Source organism: Brevibacillus sp. NPDC003359 (assembly GCF_042878995.1).
Lineage (GTDB): Bacteria > Bacillota > Bacilli > Brevibacillales > Brevibacillaceae > Brevibacillus.
The window spans coordinates 30942-50594 of the sequence record NZ_JBIAOR010000013.1; the positions used below are offsets into that span (position 1 = coordinate 30942).

Annotated in this window: 16 protein-coding genes and 1 pseudogene; 16 read left to right on the forward strand and 1 reads right to left on the reverse strand. The window is 46.8% G+C overall.

What is annotated here, in order from left to right; all coding sequences use genetic code 11:
• Positions 1 to 3 precede the first annotated feature (3 nt).
• From ACFYU8_RS24095 to ACFYU8_RS24105, 3 genes are all read left to right on the forward strand, one after another.
• Positions 4 to 585, forward strand: a complete 582-nt coding sequence (locus tag ACFYU8_RS24095) for a chromate transporter (protein ID WP_390304708.1) — start codon at positions 4 to 6, stop codon at positions 583 to 585.
• The gene (locus ACFYU8_RS24100; protein ID WP_106840986.1) at positions 582 to 1112 is read left to right on the forward strand and encodes a chromate transporter; all 531 of its coding nucleotides are present in this window, start codon (positions 582 to 584) and stop codon (positions 1110 to 1112) included. Before ACFYU8_RS24095 ends, ACFYU8_RS24100 begins: the two co-directional genes overlap by 4 nt.
• Before the next feature lie 314 nt (positions 1113 to 1426).
• Positions 1427 to 3037: a gamma-glutamyltransferase family protein gene (locus tag ACFYU8_RS24105; RefSeq protein WP_390304706.1), complete on the forward strand. Its 1611-nt coding sequence runs from the start codon at positions 1427 to 1429 to the stop codon at positions 3035 to 3037.
• A gap of 61 nt (positions 3038 to 3098) precedes the next feature.
• On the opposite strand, the gene ACFYU8_RS24110 is transcribed toward ACFYU8_RS24105, so the two are convergent.
• Positions 3099 to 3692, reverse strand: coding sequence for a hypothetical protein (locus ACFYU8_RS24110; protein WP_390304704.1), 594 nt, complete (start codon positions 3690 to 3692; stop codon positions 3099 to 3101).
• Between the two features lie 242 nt (positions 3693 to 3934).
• Here ACFYU8_RS24110 and ACFYU8_RS24115 point away from each other — a divergent pair, with 242 nt between their 5' ends.
• The 13 genes and pseudogenes from ACFYU8_RS24115 to pelF all read left to right on the forward strand — a co-directional run bounded on the left by ACFYU8_RS24115 (position 3935) and on the right by pelF (position 19652).
• The gene (locus tag ACFYU8_RS24115; protein ID WP_390304702.1) at positions 3935 to 4267 is read left to right on the forward strand and encodes a hypothetical protein; all 333 of its coding nucleotides are present in this window, start codon (positions 3935 to 3937) and stop codon (positions 4265 to 4267) included.
• Between the two features lie 47 nt (positions 4268 to 4314).
• Positions 4315 to 4571 (forward strand): annotated as a pseudogene (locus ACFYU8_RS24120) (gamma-glutamyltransferase); the annotation flags it as partial.
• Positions 4572 to 4816: 245 nt separating this feature from the next.
• Positions 4817 to 5188, forward strand: coding sequence for a response regulator (locus tag ACFYU8_RS24125; protein ID WP_390304700.1), 372 nt, complete (start codon positions 4817 to 4819; stop codon positions 5186 to 5188).
• A gap of 78 nt (positions 5189 to 5266) precedes the next feature.
• The gene (locus ACFYU8_RS24130; protein ID WP_390304697.1) at positions 5267 to 6409 is read left to right on the forward strand and encodes a glycosyl hydrolase family 8; all 1143 of its coding nucleotides are present in this window, start codon (positions 5267 to 5269) and stop codon (positions 6407 to 6409) included.
• Complete coding sequence (locus ACFYU8_RS24135) at positions 6390 to 7259, forward strand: GGDEF domain-containing protein (RefSeq protein WP_390304695.1); 870 nt, start codon at positions 6390 to 6392, stop codon at positions 7257 to 7259. Before ACFYU8_RS24130 ends, ACFYU8_RS24135 begins: the two co-directional genes overlap by 20 nt.
• Complete coding sequence (locus ACFYU8_RS24140) at positions 7225 to 9012, forward strand: DUF2334 domain-containing protein (protein ID WP_390304693.1); 1788 nt, start codon at positions 7225 to 7227, stop codon at positions 9010 to 9012. Before ACFYU8_RS24135 ends, ACFYU8_RS24140 begins: the two co-directional genes overlap by 35 nt.
• Entirely contained in the window at positions 9005 to 10291 is a 1287-nt protein-coding gene (locus tag ACFYU8_RS24145) for a glycosyltransferase family 2 protein (protein WP_390304691.1), read from the forward strand. The genes ACFYU8_RS24140 and ACFYU8_RS24145 overlap by 8 nt, the downstream gene beginning before the upstream one ends.
• 3 nt (positions 10292 to 10294) lie before the next feature.
• Positions 10295 to 12562: a cellulose biosynthesis cyclic di-GMP-binding regulatory protein BcsB gene (locus ACFYU8_RS24150; RefSeq protein WP_390304689.1), complete on the forward strand. Its 2268-nt coding sequence runs from the start codon at positions 10295 to 10297 to the stop codon at positions 12560 to 12562.
• Positions 12563 to 12774: 212 nt separating this feature from the next.
• Positions 12775 to 13194, forward strand: a complete 420-nt coding sequence (locus ACFYU8_RS24155; RefSeq protein ID WP_390304687.1) for a response regulator — start codon at positions 12775 to 12777, stop codon at positions 13192 to 13194.
• Complete coding sequence (locus ACFYU8_RS24160) at positions 13191 to 15395, forward strand: NAD-dependent epimerase/dehydratase family protein (protein ID WP_390304685.1); 2205 nt, start codon at positions 13191 to 13193, stop codon at positions 15393 to 15395. Before ACFYU8_RS24155 ends, ACFYU8_RS24160 begins: the two co-directional genes overlap by 4 nt.
• Positions 15388 to 16389 (forward strand): hypothetical protein, encoded by a 1002-nt coding sequence (locus ACFYU8_RS24165; RefSeq protein ID WP_390304682.1) that lies wholly within the window; start codon positions 15388 to 15390, stop codon positions 16387 to 16389. The genes ACFYU8_RS24160 and ACFYU8_RS24165 overlap by 8 nt, the downstream gene beginning before the upstream one ends.
• Before the next feature lie 2 nt (positions 16390 to 16391).
• Positions 16392 to 18239 (forward strand): DUF2194 domain-containing protein, encoded by a 1848-nt coding sequence (locus tag ACFYU8_RS24170; RefSeq protein ID WP_390304680.1) that lies wholly within the window; start codon positions 16392 to 16394, stop codon positions 18237 to 18239.
• Positions 18240 to 18242: 3 nt separating this feature from the next.
• Positions 18243 to 19652 carry a GT4 family glycosyltransferase PelF gene (gene pelF, locus ACFYU8_RS24175; RefSeq protein WP_390304677.1) on the forward strand — a complete coding sequence of 470 codons (1410 nt, stop codon included), beginning with the start codon at positions 18243 to 18245 and terminating at the stop codon, positions 19650 to 19652.
• Position 19653 lies beyond the last annotated feature (1 nt).

Sequence of the window (19653 nt, forward strand, 5' to 3'; positions counted from 1 at the left end):
GCTATGATTTACTGGCAATTATTTCTCGCCTTTTTCCGCATCGGAATCTTCGGGTTTGGGGGAGGACCTACGATGGTTCCCCTCTTTTACACCGAGTGCGTGAAAAAGTACAAATGGGTGACAGATGAGGACTTTTCCGACAATCTGGCGCTCGGCAACGCTCTTCCAGGGCCAATTGCGACCAAACTGGCTGCATTTATCGGCTATCGGGTAAAAGGCTGGAAGGGTGCATTGGTGGCAAACATCGCAGTAGTGATGCCAATCGTGTTTGTGATGATCGGTTTGCTGCAAGTTATTTATCAATGGAAGGATGCGCCGGGTGTATACGGCATGATCCAGGCAATCGGTCCGGTAATCGCAGTCATGACAGGCGTCCTTACATGGGAATTCCTTTCAAAGGGTTGGCAGGGAGCGTCCAGCAAAGCAGGAGTGAGCCTTTCTCTCGCACTCTCACTTGTAGCGTTACTCTTCCTTGATTGGCATCCGGGCATCGTAGTAGGGATTGCGCTGGCTGTTTCATTTACCTACTCTACTTGGTCTGTCCGCAAGCGCAAGGACAAGGACGGCAAGGAGGGAGTAGCATGACTTACCTGCAATTATTTTGGGCTTTTTTCATCTCCAACATTTTGGGATACGGGGGAGGCCCACCGAGCATCCCTTTGATCCAAAATGAAGTGGTTGATCATTACAAGTGGATGACCGTACAGGAATTCGGAGAAGTGCTGGCAGTAGGAAATGCGCTGCCCAGCCCAATCGCGACCAAACTCGCTGGGTACATTGGTTATCAGGTAGCGGGTGTACCGGGTGCAGCAGTCGCATTATTTGCAACGGTTGCTCCGACAGCGATTGCGATGATCTTGCTGATGGGTTTTATTAATTTATTCCGCAGTGCTCCACAGGTAAAAGCGATGACTCAATCGGTACGGCCGGTCGTTACTGTCTTGCTCGGAACGATGACGTATCAATTCCTGATGGGCGCAGTCGAGGGAATCGGCTGGATGCAAACGGGGATTTTGACAGTGGCTTCCTATCTTCTGCTCGAAACATGGAAGGTCCATCCCGCTTTTGTCATTCTGGGAGCGATGGCTTACGGGTTTGTTTTTATTGGCTAGGAAAGTTTACGTAAGCTGGTAAGAAGAAAAAGCACAGGGCTCGTAGACCTTGACAACGCCTACCCAGTCGGAACTTCAAAAAGGGGACCCGCTTGTCGAACACGTCTTCCCTGAGAAACTTCCGCCCATAGGGTGGCTTTGGCTCGACGGTCCCCTTTTTGAAGTGGAGGCGGACAGTGAATCCCCCATGCTGGCGTGTCAGAGTCGAAGAGAACTGTGCTTTTTCTTCTCCTCCACTATGTTGACTCAAACCAAAAGGCCCTTCATTGGTTTTCATATTGGCTAACAACGAACTACTTAAGGAGGTATAAATCATGGTTAACTATGACGCAATGGAATACCCATACGCATCGAAGCGTGTGACGACTTTTGCCAAGAATGGCATGGTGGCGACTTCGCAGCCACTGGCAGCACAAGCAGGTCTCGATATATTGAAAAAGGGCGGAAATGCGGTGGATGCGGCGATCGCAACGGCCGCGTGCCTGACAGTAGTAGAACCGACCTCGAATGGCATCGGGGGAGACGCGTTTGCCCTCGTGTGGATCAAAGACGAGCTGCATGGACTGAATGCAAGCGGGCCTGCTCCACAAGGAATCTCCATCGAGGCATTAAAAGCAAAAGGTCTGGAAGAAATGCCTACCTATGGCTGGACTCCTGTCACTGTACCTGGTGCGCCTGCTGCCTGGGCAGCCTTGTCCAAGCGTTTTGGACGCCTTCCGCTAACAGAGGTTTTGCAGCCAGCGATTGATTATGCGGAGAATGGCTATCCGGTATCGCCGACATTGGCGTATTATTGGAATGCTGCGTACAAAAAGTTTTCCCAGCAATGCAAAGGGGAAGAGTTCGCACATTGGTTCTCCACCTTTACGCCAGATGGCAAGGTGCCAAAAGCAGGAGACATCTGGAAGTCGCCGGGTCATGCTGAGACGCTGCGTCAAATCGCAAAAACCAATGCAGAAAGCTTCTATCGCGGAGAGCTGGCAGACAAGATCGACGCGTTCTCCCGTGAGTGCGATGGCTACTTGCGAAAAGAAGACTTGGCTGTCTTTGAACCGGAATGGGTGAAGCCGATCAGTGTCAATTACCGCGGCTATGATGTGTGGGAGATCCCGCCAAATGGGCAAGGGATGATCGGACTGATGGCACTGAACATTTTGAAGGGTTTTGATTTTGTCGCAAAAGATACAACGGAAACGTACCACAAGCAAATCGAATCGATGAAGCTGGCATTTGTGGATGGACTGAAATACATCACGGAAGAAAGTAAGATGAAAGTCACCAAAGAATCATTGTTGTCAGAGGAATACGCTGCATCCCGACGTGCACTGATTGGCGATGAAGCCTTGACGCCAGAGCCAGGTCAGCCGAAAACGAGTGGCACAGTCTACTTGGCCACAGCTGACGGTGAGGGCAACATGGTTTCCTTTATCCAAAGCAATTACATGGGCTTTGGTTCCGGGGTAGTTGTGCCGGGGACAGGGATCGCCATGCAAAACCGTGGTCATAACTTCTCGCTGGACTCTGCTCATGACAATTGCTTGGAGCCAGGAAAAAGAACGTTCCACACCATTATCCCGGGCTTTTTGACGAAGGATGGAAAAGCTGTGGGGCCATTCGGCGTAATGGGCGGCTTCATGCAGCCACAAGGACATGTACAGGTGGTCATGAACACCATCGACTTCCACCTCAATCCGCAAGCTTCGCTCGATGCGCCGCGCTGGCAGTGGATGGAAGGTAAAACGGTAGAGCTGGAGCGTCATTTCCCGGAGCATCTGGCACAGGCTTTGGAGCGCAGGGGCCATACGATCAAATGGGCGCAGCTCGGCAATTACTTCGGACGTGGTCAAATCATTTGGCGCGATGAAAATGGTGTTCTGAGTGGTGGTACTGATATGCGTACGGATAGTTGTATTGCGGCTTGGTAGGGAACTAAAATACTTTTTTCAGACATAATGCCAGAGCTTGCTGCTGACATTATGTCTGAGTTTAATCCAAAACAAGAAAATCCTGTACTTTAGTATCAAGAACAGGCAATTGAAATACCCGTTCAATTTGTAGCGATCTCAAATCCACTATTGCAAACTTTGCCCCGTCTTCTGTATGGTCTTTCATTTGTGATAGTATGTATAATTTATTTTTTTCAAACTTAGATTTCATGTATCCTAAGTTTAAATTAATATTCTTATCAATAGAGTTATAATTTTTATTTAATATGAATAACCCAGCATTACCGGAAAAATCTACAAAGCAAACAAACAAATTGTTGTTTTGGTCAAGATATAAAGAATCTGCAAAGGCTACATTTAAAGGATACTTGATATACTCGATTTTTCCAGAACGTATGTCTAATTTTGTTAGACTATTGTCTGTTGAAAGAAAGAGATAGTCATTTACTGCTAGTATTTCAGTTGCCCCTTCACTAATTAAATAGGACTGTGTAAGGGTGCCCGTAGTTCTATTAATAATATGGAGTTCATTCTTCTCGGTTGTAGTATTGTAATTCAAAACATAAATGTTATTCTGGTCATACGTTGCATTTGCTAAGTAAGCAGGTAGTTTAATTGTATATGTTTTATTCATTTTGCGATCATTAACTCGAAGCAAATTCTCCGCATAACTAACGTTCAATCCCTCAATTTGAATGTCCTGTAGATCGATAAGGAACCAAATCTAGATTTGGAAATAACCTCAAGAAAGATAGTTGCCGTACTTGATGGTTACAATCTTCAAAATAGCTTTGTTTCGAATGGTTATTCGCTCGATCAAATAGAGCAACTGATCAAACAAATTCTGGGGCTTGACTGATGGAAGGGAGGGAGACCATGGAAACTTTACCTCCATGGGTGTGGAATGTCTACTATATATTTATTCTCATGACAATAATCAGTAATATTGTGTATCTAATTCGGAAACGGCGTACCCTTTTTTCGATGATAACTTTATTTTTTTCTATTTTCGGTCCAATTGTATTTTTTTTGCAGTCTTTGGTGCGCGGTTCTGGTACAGAAATTGATAACCTGTTGTACCACCTTACCCAAGGGGAAATATGGGCATTGTTTGTTATCCTTGCTTTTATGGAAATAGTTGCGTGGTATCTCACACTTGCTAAAGATCTTCTTGGCAAAAGGGAACAAAAGAACAATCTTAGAACGTAAGGAAAATAGTAATGAGGTTCATGAAAAGACCATAAAAAGTTGAAGATGACAAATGCCTGGAGCCTGGCAAAAGAACATTTCACACCATTATTCTGGGCTTCTTGACGAAGGCTGGAAAAGCAGTGGGCCATTCGGTGTAATGGGCGGCTTCATACAGCCATAAGGACATGTGCAGGTGGTCATGAACACCATCGACTTCCACCTCAATCCGCAAGGGCGTGGTCAAATCATTTGGCGTGATGAAAATGGTGTGCTAAGCGGTGGTACGGATATGCGCGCGGACAGCAGCATTGCTGCTTGGTAGGGAAAAGAGAACCGAATAGTAGAGTGAGTTGAGCCGAAGCGGATGCTTCGGCCTTTTTTAATTCCTAGTAACGAAGCGGTTCTTTATATCGATTTTATACTTTGGCCGATGTTCTCCTGTTCAGAAATTGTTTAGATGTTCCTAGTAGAATGTAGAAAATGGTCAGAATATGTCGTTTTTGAGTATAGTAAACCCTTTATGATAGTTCGGAAGTCGTGGTATAAAGATAGGAGAAAACAATTTTGATGAATAGCATTTTAATAGTTGATGATACGGCGTTTACGAGACTTGTGCTGCGTAACATGTTTGAGAAATTAGGCATTGAGGTAGTTGCAGAGGCTGATTCAGGGGAGGAGGCTGTTAGAAGCTATTGTTTGTATCGACCGTCACTCGTCATGATGGATATTACCATGCCGGGCATGAACGGTTTGGCTGCTTCCCGCAAAATCATGGAGCTGGATAAGGATGCGAAGATCATTATTTGCTCCGCAGTTGCACGACGCGACACTGTCATCAAAGCGATCCAGGCTGGTGCACGTGATTTTATCGCAAAGCCCTTACAGTTCGAGAGGATTGAATGGGCTGTTCAACATTTATTGGAAGCAGATACTAGGTGAAACAAAATAGCGGCGGTGTTAACATGTAAGTTTAATGACAGGTTGTTAGGATGGATTATTATAGGAAGTTGCGTGAACATGTTGAGAGATTTTCGCTTGCCCATCATAGCAGTCTCCCTACTCGTCCTCATCTTGAGTGGATGCTTCTTGCCGGGGGTGCCGTCTGCCATGAAAACGGAACAAAATACCAGTAGCTCCGAATACGTCAGGCTTTTGCCGGGCGAGCTATTTATCAAGGAGCATTTGACGAATGACGATTTGACCTTGAAAACAAATCTGAAGCCGGCCACATCTAATGATCCGAATGTTGCAAAAGGGACGGAGACCCTTTCGGAATCGCTAGGTCTGTGGATGCTGTATGCAGTGGAAAAAGGAGATCAAGCCCTCTTCGCTCAGAATGTAGAGATTATGAAAGCTTACGATTATCAGGATGGATGGATTGCCTGGAAAGCGGGTGGAGAGAATGAGACCCCAGTCACGACTAACGCATTGGTCGATGACCTGAGGATCGCAGAAGCTCTTTATATGGCAGGCGAAAAATGGGGAGACGAGACCTATATCCAACTCGCCAATGAAATTGGAAAAAGCATCGTGGAGAACCAGAGTAGAGAGGGGCTGCTGGTCGATTTTTACGATCCTAATTATAAGGTAGCCAGTGATTCCCTCACACTCTCCTATTTGAATGCTTCAGCCGTTCAATTGATGGGGAAACATCAACAGGTGAGCGAAGAATTGAATAATCAAGTCCATTCTTTTTTGAACACGTTGCCGACCAAAAACGGGTTTTTCCCATTTTCTTATCAGACGGTCAGCAAGGAGTATGTTTATCATCAGGAAGTGAATCTGATCGACCAGTTATACATCGGTTATCATCGTGCACAGGTAGGCATGTCCTCGCCGGAGCTGTGGGCGTTTCTCAAAGATGAATTTGCACGTAATGGCTTATTGTATGGCAGATACGATGCCAGTACCAAGCAGCCGCTGGTACCATACGAATCCCCAGCCGTGTACAGCTTGGCGATCCTGACAGCAAGCGAGCTTAAGGATTACACTTTTGCCCGTGATTTATATGAACGGATGATTCGTCAGCAGATTCGGCGTCCTGAAAGCGAGTTCTATGGCGGTTACATGGACATGAGTCAGAAGGATACTCATTCGTTTGACAATCTGCTTCCATTGCTCGCAGAAAGGAGGCTGTTCAATGAGGGAACGCTTCAGTAAAAGCGGTAAATTTATCAGTTACCAAGTGTTGTTTTTGCTTTTCATTATTCTACTCGCTATGTTTGCGGTGGGAATGCCTGCCCTGTCGATGATCGAAGCCTTGCTGTTGGGCTGGACACTGGTCATTAGCCTGACGGGTATCATGTTTGGGCTGTTGACTAGCCTGGGGATGAGCCTGATCAGCTTGTTCGCCTTTGGTAGTCTGTTGATTTGGGGCATGTTTGCCGGCTGGACGATTTCCTTTTCCTTCACTGACATTGTCATCTGGATGGGACTCTTTCTCGGCGCTGCCGTTCTGACCGGCTTGATCCATCGCTTGGTGAGTCAGACAGTGGCCGAGCATCAGGAGATGGTTGGGAAGTTTGACGAGCTGGTGACGATCGATGAAGTGACGGGTTTTTCAAATGAGAAGCGACTGCTCTTTGATTTGGAAGAGGAATGTAGCCGCTCTCGCCGGACAGGCATCCCTTTTTCGCTGATGTTGATTGAAGTCCTTTATCTGGACTCCTTCTATCGCTTGTACGGCCCCAAGGAGGGAGAGTATCTGCTCAGCTCTCTCTCAACCATTCTACGCAACAACACGCGATTGACCGACCGCAAGTTTCGTCTCGACCGCGGGGAGCAAGGCTCAGGAACCTTCGCTGTTATTTTGAGCAATAGCCATGAAGAAGGGGCCGAAGTAGTCGTCAAAAAGATCGAAAAGCTTCTATCCCTCCACAATCTGGAAAACGAAAAAAAGCAGGTCACACTGACGATCGGGTTTGGAATCAGTCATTACGCGGAAGATGTGAGTGACCATTTGGAGATGGTGCAACGTGCCAAACAAGAGCTGGAACAATACATTCAATAATCGCTGCCGCATAGTCGTGTCATTGATAGCGGTGCTCTTGCTGCTGGCAGGAACAGGGGGTAACCTGTACGCTGCGGTGGGGCCGGGACAGGAGCCAGAGGTACTGGTCGTCTACTCGACCCAGGACGGGGTCTTGACGGATGAAGTGCGCATGCTTGATCTAGTGCTGGGACATTACAGCTCCAGGCTCACCTATGTGGCGGACGAGGTATTGACTGAGCGAGATTTGGATGGTGCCACATATCTCGTCTATTACGGTAGCATCTCGAAAGAATTGAGCAGTTCTTCGAGGCAAATCATGCAACGCTTTCAGGGCACTTGGCTTGCGCTGGGCAAAAACGTGGAGCAGTTGGGAGAGCGGTTTTCCTTTTTCCAGATGAACGGTCAGGTGGATATCCAGAAGGTATCCAAGCCGCAGGGGATTGACCAAGTCCTGCTGAATGACAACTATCTGGTGGAGCATATCTCGTTGACTCAAGGCGATGTTCTGCTCGAGGGCTGGAAGGGGATGTATACATACCCACTGATGGTTCAGCACGAAAAGACAGCGTATTTTGCCAGCTCCAATTTCACATCGCCCTTCTCCATCTTTGTGGCAGAAGCACTGCACGAGGTTTTCAAGCAGTCGCATAACGAGGGACGTTACGCGTTGATCCGTCTGGAGGACGTACACCCCCATTCAGATCCCAAGCTGGTCTGGGAGGCGGGGAGCTACTTGGCAGATAAGGGGATTCCTTTCGTCATTGCGCTCATCCCGGTGTACGAAAACTCCGAGACGAACGAGATCGTGCATATGAAGGATCGCCCAGAGATGCTTAAGGTACTGCGGGAATTGCAAAAAAGAGGAGCAAGCATCGTACTGCACGGGTACATGCACCGCTATCGCAATTCGGAAACGGGGGAAGGTTCGGAGTTTTGGGACATTGAAAACAACACGCCGGTCTCCAAAGCTCCCGAAGACGACACTCCCTTGAAGAAAAGGCATGCGTTTGCGTCTCAGGCCGAGTATGAGACTTATCAGCAGGGGCTGAAAGAATATGAGGAGCATTATATACAGACACGCATGGAGACAGGAATCAAGGAACTGACTGAGCTGGGTCTGGCTCCCGTTGCTTTTGAGGCTCCGCACTACACGATGAGCCAAAAAGGGTACGAGGTCATGGCTCGCTACTTTCCTTATGTCCTTGGTCAGCTTCAGTTTAATGACAAGGACTGGATACACATGGGGGCACCTCCTTTTGTATCGAAGCCGGCCTTTTTGCACGGAATGACCATCCTGCCGGAAACAGTCGGGTATTACGATCCCGCCTCTCCAACCCCGATGCAGGATATCAAGGACAAATACAGAGAGAGCAGCTTTGTACGAGATGGCATGGTCAGCATGTTTTTTCATCCATATCTAGGAATAAAACCGTTAAAAGAAATGATTGCCTACGTAGAGACCTTGCCTGATGTGAAGTGGCTGGACGTCCGTGGGCTGAGCGGACAGGAAATTAGCCTGGATAGTGGTCAGGAAGCCAGTGAGCCACCTATTCTCGGCGAGTCTGTAGACGAGCAGGGTTCAGCATTGAAGGCTTCGGATATTTACCAAGATCTTCAGGCTTTCCTGCGCGAAAATGGATGGGTACAGCTCGTACTATGGGGCATTGCCGGACTCGTGTCTGTCATGGTCATACTGTTTATGCTGTATACGTGGCGCAATCGGGCTAATCTGCGCAAACAACTATTTATGGAGCGTGATCTAGATGGCTAATACTCTATTTTATCTCTCCCTGTCAGTCATCTGGATTATGCTGCTGTACCATATGTTCTTGATGCAGGGTGGGTATTTTCACTACCTGCGATATAGACGACCTATTCCAGAGTGGGAAAAAAACCAGCATCCGCTGCCAAAGGTAAGCGTTCTGATCCCCGCACACAATGAGGAAGTCGTCATCGAACGGACCATCAAGGCGATGCTGAGGTTGGATTATCCGAAAGACAAGCTGGAGATTGTCATCATCAATGACAACTCGCGTGATCGCACGGGTGAAATCGCCGATGAATACGCCAGCAAATATCCATACGTGAAGGTAGTCCACACCAAGCCTCCTCATGCCGGAAAAGGAAAATCGGGTGCGCTCAACCAGGGCTTGGCTCATTCCACAGGAGAAGTCGTCGTGGTCTATGACGCTGACAATACTCCAGAGCGCAAAGCCGTCTATTACCTTGTTCTGGCGTTGTTAAACGATCCAAAGGCAGGGGCCGTTGTCGGTAAATTCAGGGTGGTGAACGCAGCTACGAATTTGCTTACACGCTTTATCAACATCGAGACGATCTGCTTTCAATGGATGGCACAGGCAGGACGATTTTTCTGGTTCCGGGTTACGACGATTCCGGGGACCAACTTCGCCATTCGCCGCAGCTTGGTTGAGGAACTGGGTGGCTGGGATGAAAAAGCTCTCGCGGAAGACACCGAGCTGACGATCCGTGTCTACAATGAGGGCTACTATATTCGTTTCTTTCCGGCGGCGATTACCTGGGAGCAGGAGCCCGAAAGCTGGAAGGTGTGGTGGAAGCAAAGGACACGATGGGCGAGAGGGAATCAATACGTCGTCCTGAAGTTCATGTGGAGAATCTTCTCTTTGCGAAAGAAAAGCATCATGTTTGATTTGATCTACTTCTTTTTCACCTATTTCCTGTTCTTTATGGGTGTGATCGTATCAGATGTACTGTTTGTGACGAATATGTTCGTTGATTTGCATTTGCAGGTAGGCATCGTCGCCATGATTCTCTGGATTTTGGCTTACTTTCTGTACGTCACGGAAGTCATGATCGCACTTAGCATTGAACGGACTGAATTGAATATAAAAAACTTCCTGATTGTACTGTTAATGTATTTTACTTACTCGCAGCTCTGGATCGTCCTGGTCGTCTATGCCTTGTACCTGGAGTTCAAGCGGGTTGTATTTCGACAAGAGCTTAAATGGTATAAGACAGAGCGTTTCGCGGCAGATAAGAAGTCCGCACCGCCAGCAGAAAGACAGGTGTAAAACATGAAGAGAAACAATTGGAAACCGGGGTTTGCTCTATTGACCGTAACCGCTCTCCTTTTTGGGCAAGGAGTGGGTACGATCTACGCTCAAGGCACGACAACACCGTCGACACAAGCCGGGGCAACTGCACCATCGGGACAAGCGATACGCCCTGCTGTGTTCACCTTTTCCAGCCTGGCCAAGCAAGCAAAAACGACTTACGCATCCAATGGACTTGACAAGACACCAGGAACCGTTTTGCGTTTTACGAGCGAACCAGTCACATTAGGTGGGGTAACCGAGTCCTTTGATTACTACTACAGTGTTCCGCGTGCAACCATTGGAAGCAACAACTATTTGGAAATCTTATTCAGTCACTCCGAGCTGCTGAACGGCACACGTTCCACTTTGACGGTAAGTGTCGACGACAAGCCGTTGAAAAGCGTGTTTTTAACCAAGGAGACCGCTCAGCAAGGGAAAATCAGAATACCGCTGGGAGCGGACGAGAGGGCACTCGGCTTCCACAAAATTACCATTACCAAGCATAGCCTGCTCACCGACAACATTTGCGACGATCAGAACAATCCTGCGAATTGGGTAAAAATCGACAAAAGCTCCTTTGCTTTTCTGGATACGCAGGCCGTAACCTCGTCTGCCGATCTGTTGAAGGAGTACCCGGTGCCGTTCGTAGAGCCGGGCAATTCGACTGAAGTGTTTACCAAAATCGTCGTTCCAGATGCCGCAGATCAAGATGTGGTGGCAGCCGCATTGAAGGTAGCCACGTCCTTGTCTGCCCAGACAGCTACCAAACGCCCGATCCCGATCATGACAGAGAGCGAGTGGAAAGCAAAGGGAGATTTGGGACACGTCATCGCGATCGGCAATCCGGAAGGCTGGACTGGCCCGCTCAAAACACTGGTTGCCGAACAGGGGATTGCGACCAGAGAGCAAAAGCTGGGGCTCGATTACTATCAGATGAGAGTGAATCAATCTGCTGAAGCCAAGCTCTTACTCTTGGTGTCGAAAGGCAAGGAGTCAAACTTTGCTGAGATGATTCACCTGCTGACAGATAAGGAAATGAACAAGCAGTTGGCAGGGAATCAACTGGCTGTCAAGCAGGTTCCCAATGTACAGGCAGCAGAGCAAAGTCCGATTTCTCTCTCCCTGGCTTCAGGCGGATATTCGCATGTTATGCTTGAGCATGGAAATAGCCGTACTCAGCAGGTGAACTTGAAAATTCCGTCCCATTGGAAGATTACCGGGGACGTCACGCTTGATTTGAAATTAAAGATTTCCCCATTGCTCATGCAGCAGTACGAAGGGGAAGAGAAGCCACAGCACCAATTGACTGTAACGGTAAATGGCGTACCTTATACGGTCTTGTTGCAGCAGTTGAAAGCAGTGGACGATAACGATAATTACCAAGTGAGCATTCCCATTTCACAGTCTGTCATCAAAGAGGCGAATCATGCTCTGACAGTCTCTTTCTCGGCTTCGATGGACCTGAAGGGTGATGCGTGTGCGCCTGAGAACAATAAAGGACGTTGGGTTTTTGTAGATAAGGAAAGTGGCTTGAATGTGCCTCACGAGGTACCTGCACATCGCAGCTTCCGGTACTGGCCCGCTCCTTTTGTGCAGGATACAGGAATGAAGGATACCGCCTTCCTGCTGCCGGAAAAATGGACAGGTGAATATTTGTCACAGTTCTCGATGCTGATGAATGACATGCTGTCAGAGGTAAGCAATCCGAAGGGGAGCTCCTTTGTCATTTTCCAGGAGCCTCTGAACGAAAAGGCCTTGCAAGAGATCGCCTCGTACAACGTGGTTGCGATGGGGGGTATTGAGCAGTACCCGAGTTTGCAGAAGGTTCAGGGGCAGCTTTTGATCAATGAGATCAAGCAGTTGAACCAATACCACGTAATCAACGAGACGAGCCGTTATGTGGCCTGGGTTCAGCCCTCAATCTGGAATCAAGAGCGGACGTTGAGTGTCTTCCAATCTGCAGACGCGAGTCATGCTAGTCAGGGAACCTTCCTTCATGCTGATCTGCTTCACTATCTGAAGAATTCCAACGAAGATGGACAAATTGTCGTGATGAGCAAGTCGAACGAGGTTTTCACTATTCAGCTCGAAGATGAAGAAGAGAAACAGACAAAAGGCATAAACGAGGTAGTGGGCAATATCCCGCTCTGGTTAATCGGAGTGATTTTGGCCGTATTCCTAATTGTACTGGTGATCTTTATTCGCTTGTTCAAAAAAGAGAAAGAGAAGGTTCGGCGAAAAAAATAGTGTAAAAACATGAAGAAGAACAGGGATAAGTTGCCGTATAGGTATCTGTCCCTGTTCTTTTTTGTCTTTTGTTCAGAAATTGTTGAGATGATCCTAGTAGAATAGGTGAAGCTACGGAATAAGGGGCTTTGTGCCTATGAGAAATGAAAGGTAAGAAGCAACGATTATAGATCAAAAGATAGAGAGAATAGGATGGGAGACAGCGGTTTTGGATGAATAGCATTCTGATTGTCGATGATACAGCGTTTACGAGACATGTGCTGCGCAACATATTTGAGTCTTTAGGACTGCATGTCGTTGCGGAAGCTGATTCGGGAGAGGAGGCTGTTAGAAATTACTGCTTGTATAAACCATCACTCGTCACGATGGATATCACCATGCCCGGCATGAATGGTTTGGCTGCTTCACGCAAAATCATGGAGTTGGACAAAGATGCCAAGATCATTATTTGCTCAGCAGTGTCTAGGCACGATACCGTCATCAAGGCGATTCAGGCAGGTGCGCGGGATTTTATAGCGAAGCCACTGCAGCTGGAGCGAATCGAATGGGCTGTCCAAAAAGTGTTGGGAACAGGGGTAGATGTTAGTCGTGGAAATAGACAGGGGAAACAAATAGCTGAGGTGTTAATATGAAAGCTTTGATCACAGGTGGTTATGGGTTCATCGGTTCTTTTGTCGCGGAGAGATTTTATAAGGAAGGCTATAAAGTATTCATCATTGATGATCTAAGTTCAGGCGATCGGAGTCATATCAAATTTCCTCATCAGTCGTACGTACTGGATGTGGCGGATAAAAAGTGCGATGAAGTTTTTAAAAGTAACAAGTTTGATGTCGTTGTCCATTTAGCCGCCCAAATTAGTGTCGCTGCATCGATGGAAGACCCTCATCTGGATTCTACTACGAATGTAATCGGACTCGTCAACATGCTGAAACTATCGAGCAAATATGGCGTGTCCAAATTTATTTTTGCGTCCTCCGCAGCCGTTTACGGTATGAATGAAAAAACGCCGCTAACGGAGGAGGCATTGTGTGATCCGGTATCTGTCTATGGGATGAACAAGCTTATGGGAGAAGAGTATTGCCGCAAATGGAACGAGATGTATGGATTGCAGACGGTTGTCTTCCGATTGTCTAATGTATATGGTCCGAGACAAAGTGCAAAAGGGGAAGGCGGAGTTGTCTCTACCTTTTTAACGCAAATCCATCATGGGGAAAATATCATCCTGTATGGAGACGGAAACCAAACGAGAGATTTCATTTATGTAGAGGATGTAGCCGACGCTATGTTACGTTCCGTGACAGCGGACTATCAAGGTGTCATGAATTTATCGACCAATCAGGAAAGTAGCATTAATGAACTCATTCATATATTGGCACAGAAGCAGCAGTTGAAAGGAATTGTGAGAAAAGATAAACGAGCTGGAGATGTGGACAAGTCTGTTTTGGACAATACGCTCGCGAAGAGAAGACTAGACTGGGTCTCGATGTACACTTTGTCCAAGGGATTGGAAAAAACAGCGGAGTGGTATCTAGGCACACTGACGGAAAACGAGAATGAACAAGAGAGTAAGGCTAAGAAAACGGTCAGCTTGATACGCTCTTGGGAGATTTGGCCATACATCGAGAACGTTCTTGCCTTTTTGGGAGTGCTCGCCTTAACCGTTGGATCAATCGACACCGGCGTGTTTGATCTCAAGCTGATTTATATCGTGTTGATCGGGGCCATTTACGGAACGAAGCAGTCTATCCTTTCAGTGGTTTTATCTTGTGCGCTATACATAGGGGAGAGCCTGAACAACGGTCGCGAAATCGTCTCTTTGCTGTATGACGCCAATACTTTGTTCCATGTTGCCGTCTATTTGCTCATCGGGATTGCGGTTGGCTATTCCATCGACAAGCGGAACAGGGATGTCCTATCCAAGGAGATGCAAAAACAAGCAGTCGAAGAAAAGTACGACTTTTTAAAAGATATATACAATGATGTCCTCGTGGTCAAGCAAGAACTACAGCAGCAAATCGTGAATTCGGAAGACAGCTTTGGAAAAATCTACAACATCACAAAAGAGTTGGATAGCCTCGAGCCTGAGCGAGTTTTGCAAAAGTCTGTCAAAGTGCTGGAAAGAATCATGAAATCGGATGAGATAGCCATTTATACGATGAATCAAAACGGTTCGTTTTTACGGCTGATGGCTAAATCGAATAAAGTAGGCTTTGATCTCCCACGTTCGTTAAAAATGAGTGAGCATGCCTACTTAACCGAATTGCTTGCAACGAAGAAGATTATCGTGAATAAGGAGCTGTGTCACGACATGCCTCTTATGGCAGCACCCATTTTTGATAATGGAAAAATGGTTGCGTTGGTGTCCTTGCAACAACTAGGATTTGAACATTTTACGATGTATACGCAAAACCTGTTTCAAGTAGCCGTTCAATTAATCTCTTCCGCGTTGTCTCGTTCGCTACGTTATCTAAACTCCACCCAAAAGGATCGCTACCTAGAAGAAACCTCCATTTTGAATCCCATGTATTTTTCAGCAATGTTAAAGAACAAAAGGGACGCCAAGCAGCAACTGAATACTGACTTTACACTTTTATCCGTGGATCGATCACAGTTGGATCACCATATGTTATCTGCACAAATCGCGAGCTCCCTGCGCGAAGCAGATTACATGGGTATCGACCATACAGGAGATGTGTATATCATCCTGTCCAATTCGAATGAGCAGGAAGCAAATATCGTGATTGAGAGGCTTGGCAGGCTCGGGATCGCTGCGAAGATCGTACAAGAAAAGGACCAAGGACGCTTTGCACTACAGGATGGCGCATATGCTTAAGTTCGTGATCGTCTATTTACTGGTAGCCGTAGGATATAGCCTGATGAGGAGCGGCAAAAACAAACAGGGACTGATTATGCGAATACTTTTTGCTGGCTTCCTCCCTGTTGTGGGTCTTTTGTTAATGATCATTACCGATACGTACAAGCATACATCCAAAAAGCATGAGGATGAGCTTGCGCTTGAGAGCGAGTTGCTGAATCTGGCGGAGAGCTCAAATATTTTCCGAAGAGCGGATATAGCAAAGGAAATGAACACCGTTCCTGTGGAGGACATTCTGTTTTTGAATGACACGAGCACCCGAAGAAAAATGCTGATCGATGTTTTGAAGGAGCAGACGATTTGGCAGATCGGAACATTGGAGACGGCTTTGCAAAATGAAGATTCAGAAACGGTTCACTACGCTGCCGCTGCCCTAACAGAAATGCGCCGGAATCTTCAGCTTCAGCTACAGGATTTATCCGTGAAATACGAGGAAAACAAGCAGGATCTCGACGTTTTACGAGCGTATGCGCACGTATTGAAGAAATACTTGGACAGCTCGCTTCTCGATCAACGAACGTATGCAAAATATAGCTACACGTATTCATTTGTGTTGGAGTCCCTACTGGATATTCATCAGGATGAAGAAGGTTACTTTGTGGACAAGATCAACTGTGAGCTTGCCAACTACTCGTATGAGAAGGCAGAACATTATTGTCAGTTGTTCAAGGAGCACCACCCTGATAGGGAGCAGACGTATGTCATGTCTTTAAAATATTTCTACACGATGAGAGATCACGAAGGATTTGTGGTAGAAATGAATCGGTTAAAAAGCTCGGCGGTCAAAGTCTCCCATCCGACACTCATGATGATCCGTTTCTGGAGCCATATCGAGACCGAGAAGCAGGACGACATTCCCAAACCATGGGGTGCTGTGTATACGGGCAATGTTTGGGAGGAAGTGGCTGCTGCCCAACATAATGGAGCGAAATTGAAAGAGAAGAGCGATTGAGAATGAAAAAAGAAAACGATATCCCAGTGAAAAAAAGTATTTATATCATTTTGGCTTTCGTGCTGATTCTGGGGATCACCATAGAAGTAACCCGTTCTCAGTTTATCCTGCAGGTGAGTCGTAATGCCTCTGGAGGTTCGGGAGCTAGTGTCAACGAGCCGAAGCAAAATGCGATCAGTCAGGAGGAACTCAGTCAACTTTCGCGGGAAAAATTTCTTATCCTGCACAATCCTCAGGACGAGAGCAGTAATGAAATCACGAAAAACTTCGAGCAAGTGCTGCAGTATATGAAAAAGGAGTACGATCTGGCAGATGTGAGGCAGTTTTCTCAACCGGACCCAGCGTACATGACAATCATCGTTACGATAGAAGATCTGGGATTGATAGCCAATCTGGACGGGATGATGCAATATGCTCACAACGGAGGCAGTATTTTCTTTGCACGTACACCTGGTTTCAATGACAGTCTGTATCAGATTTATCGAAAATTAGGAATCAATGCAATGAACAGTCCAATAGAGACAAAAGGGATACGGATGACATCGAATCTGTTGATCCAAGGTGAGGATGCAAAAATTGGAGAAGAGCTAGTGTCCAATTTTTCGATTCCTGTAGAGCTGAATAAGCAGAGTAAAGTTCATGCCGTTGCTGCCAACTCGGTGCCATTGCTCTGGGAGTCCGAATACGGACAAGGCAAGTTTATGGTCTACAACGGGTCAAATCTGCAAACGGTGTGGAATAGAGGACTGATTGCAGGGGCGATCAGCGTGATGAATGCTGATTTTATGTACCCGATATTTAACATGAAAATCATGTATATTGACGATTTCCCCGCTCCTTTCCGTCAGGGGAACGATCCGAATATTGATCGTGAGTACAACAAAGATATTCCCGCTTTTTATCGCGATATTTGGTGGCCCGACATGATCAAGTTGGCAGCAGATTACGATTTAACCTACACGGGAGCCATAATCCATAACTATAATAACCGCGTTATCGCCCCCTTCGCCGATGTGGAAGGAACGGATACGAATAATCTGATTACATATGGCAGGGATTTGTTGAAGCTGGGAGGCGAGCTGGGCATTCACGGGTATAATCATCAAGCCCTTACCACTGATCAGGAGATATCTGACCTTTACCAGTACATCGCATGGCCAGATGAACATAGTATGAGCGAGTCATTAACGAGTCTGGATGAATCGATCAAAAAGGTATTTCCATCCTATGCGATTCGGGTGTATGTCCCGCCTTCCAACGTACTGGGAGCAGAAGGACGTGAAGCGCTGAAGCGTTCATTTCCTGGTATAAAGGTAATTGCGTCTCTGTATGGTGAATCCGACGACATTCAGGAGTACGTCCAGGAGTTTTCCGTGGCTGAGGATGGAATCGTAGAAATGCCGCGGATTACCTTTGGCTACGGTCATACAGATCTAAGTCATTGGTATATGACAAATGCGATTACGTCTATCGGGGTATTTTCCCATTTTGTTCATCCGGATGACATTTTGGATAAGGATAGAGGTCACGACAAGACGTGGCCAGAGTTGTTGAAGGATTTTCAGGTGATGCTGCAAGAGGTCTACCAGAAGTATCCATGGATGCGGAGCCTAACTGCGTCCGAAGGCGGAAAAAGCCTCGAAAGCTACGTAGAGACGGATGTGTATGTGGACCGGGCAGATAACAAGATTACCGGATATATGAACAATTTCTCCAATGATATGTATTACATCTTGCGAACCGACAAAAAAATGACTGACCTAAAAAACTGCACCGTAGAAAAAATGGATGAGGGTGTCTATCTCGTTCATGCAACGGGGGCAAAATTTGAAATAGGACTGGAAGAGTAAGCGATGAAAATTTGTCTAATAGCCGAAGGTTCCTACCCTTTTATCACGGGGGGTGTGTCTAGCTGGATACATTCCCTGATTACGAGCATGCCGGAACATGAGTTCATCATCTATGCGATCGGCGCACAAGAGAAAAACAGAGGGAAGTATGTATACCAGCTCCCTGCCAATGTGGTGGAAATCACAGAAGTATTTCTGGATACCTACCTGAAAGAAGAAGCTGCGCCGGGGAAACGTCTCGGTCTTACCGAAGCGGAGCAGCAGGCGTTGCTGTCGTTGCTCGATGGCAGCAGAGGAGACTGGAGTGCGCTTTTTTCCATGTTGGCGGGAAGTAAGGTGTCATCAGTGGCTGAGTTGCTCACCAGCAAGGACTTTTTTGAGGTGATTCAAAGACTGTGCCAGCAAAAGTATCCGCAAATTCCATTTACAGAGATGATCTGGATGATTCGCTCAATGGTGCTGCCACTTTGTCTCATTATGAAAAATGGCATGCCGCAAGCAGATTTGTATCACAGTGTCTGTACGGGATATGGCGGGGTTGCTGGGAGCCTTGGCAAGCATCTGTTTTCGAAGCCATTCTTGTTGACGGAGCACGGGATATATACACGTGAACGGGAAGAGGAGATCATCAAGGCAAACTGGATCAAGGGACATTTCAAAGATATTTGGATTGATTATTTTCATAATCTTTCTGCATGTGCCTACTCGTATGCTGACGAGGTCATCACGTTGTTTGAGCGAAACAAGGAAATCCAGATCGAACTGGGATGTGATCCCGCGAAAGTATCTGTGATCCCAAATGGAGTAAAGGTGAATGACTACGCCTCCATAGCAGAAGAGAAAGAGGATGGGATTCTTACCATTGGCGCTGTAGTCCGCGTTGTACCGATCAAGGATATTAAAACGATGCTGCACAGCTTTGGGCTGGTTAAAGAACAAGTTCCCCATGCACGCTTTATCATCATAGGCCCAGCAGATGAGGACGAAGAGTATTATACGGAATGTCTGCAACTGGTAGACAGCTTGCAATTGGAAGACGTTACTTTCACCGGTGCGGTCAATGTGAAGGAGTATCTCGGGAAGGTAGACGTGCTTGTGCTAACCAGCATCAGCGAAGGACAACCGTTAGTCATTTTGGAGGGGATGGCATGTAAAAAGCCATTCGTGACAACCGACGTGGGTAGCTGTAGGGAATTACTGTATGGCAATGGCGACAACTACGGGAACGCCGGAATAACAGTGCCGGTCATGCACTTTAATCAAATCGCTCAAGCGATTATCACGCTGTGTCATAACGAGCCATTGCGACGACGAATGGGCAAAAATGGTTTCGACAGGGTCTCGGCTATTTATACACATGAGAACTTTTTGGCGGGATATCGGAATTTGTATCGGAAATACGAGGTGCTGTAAT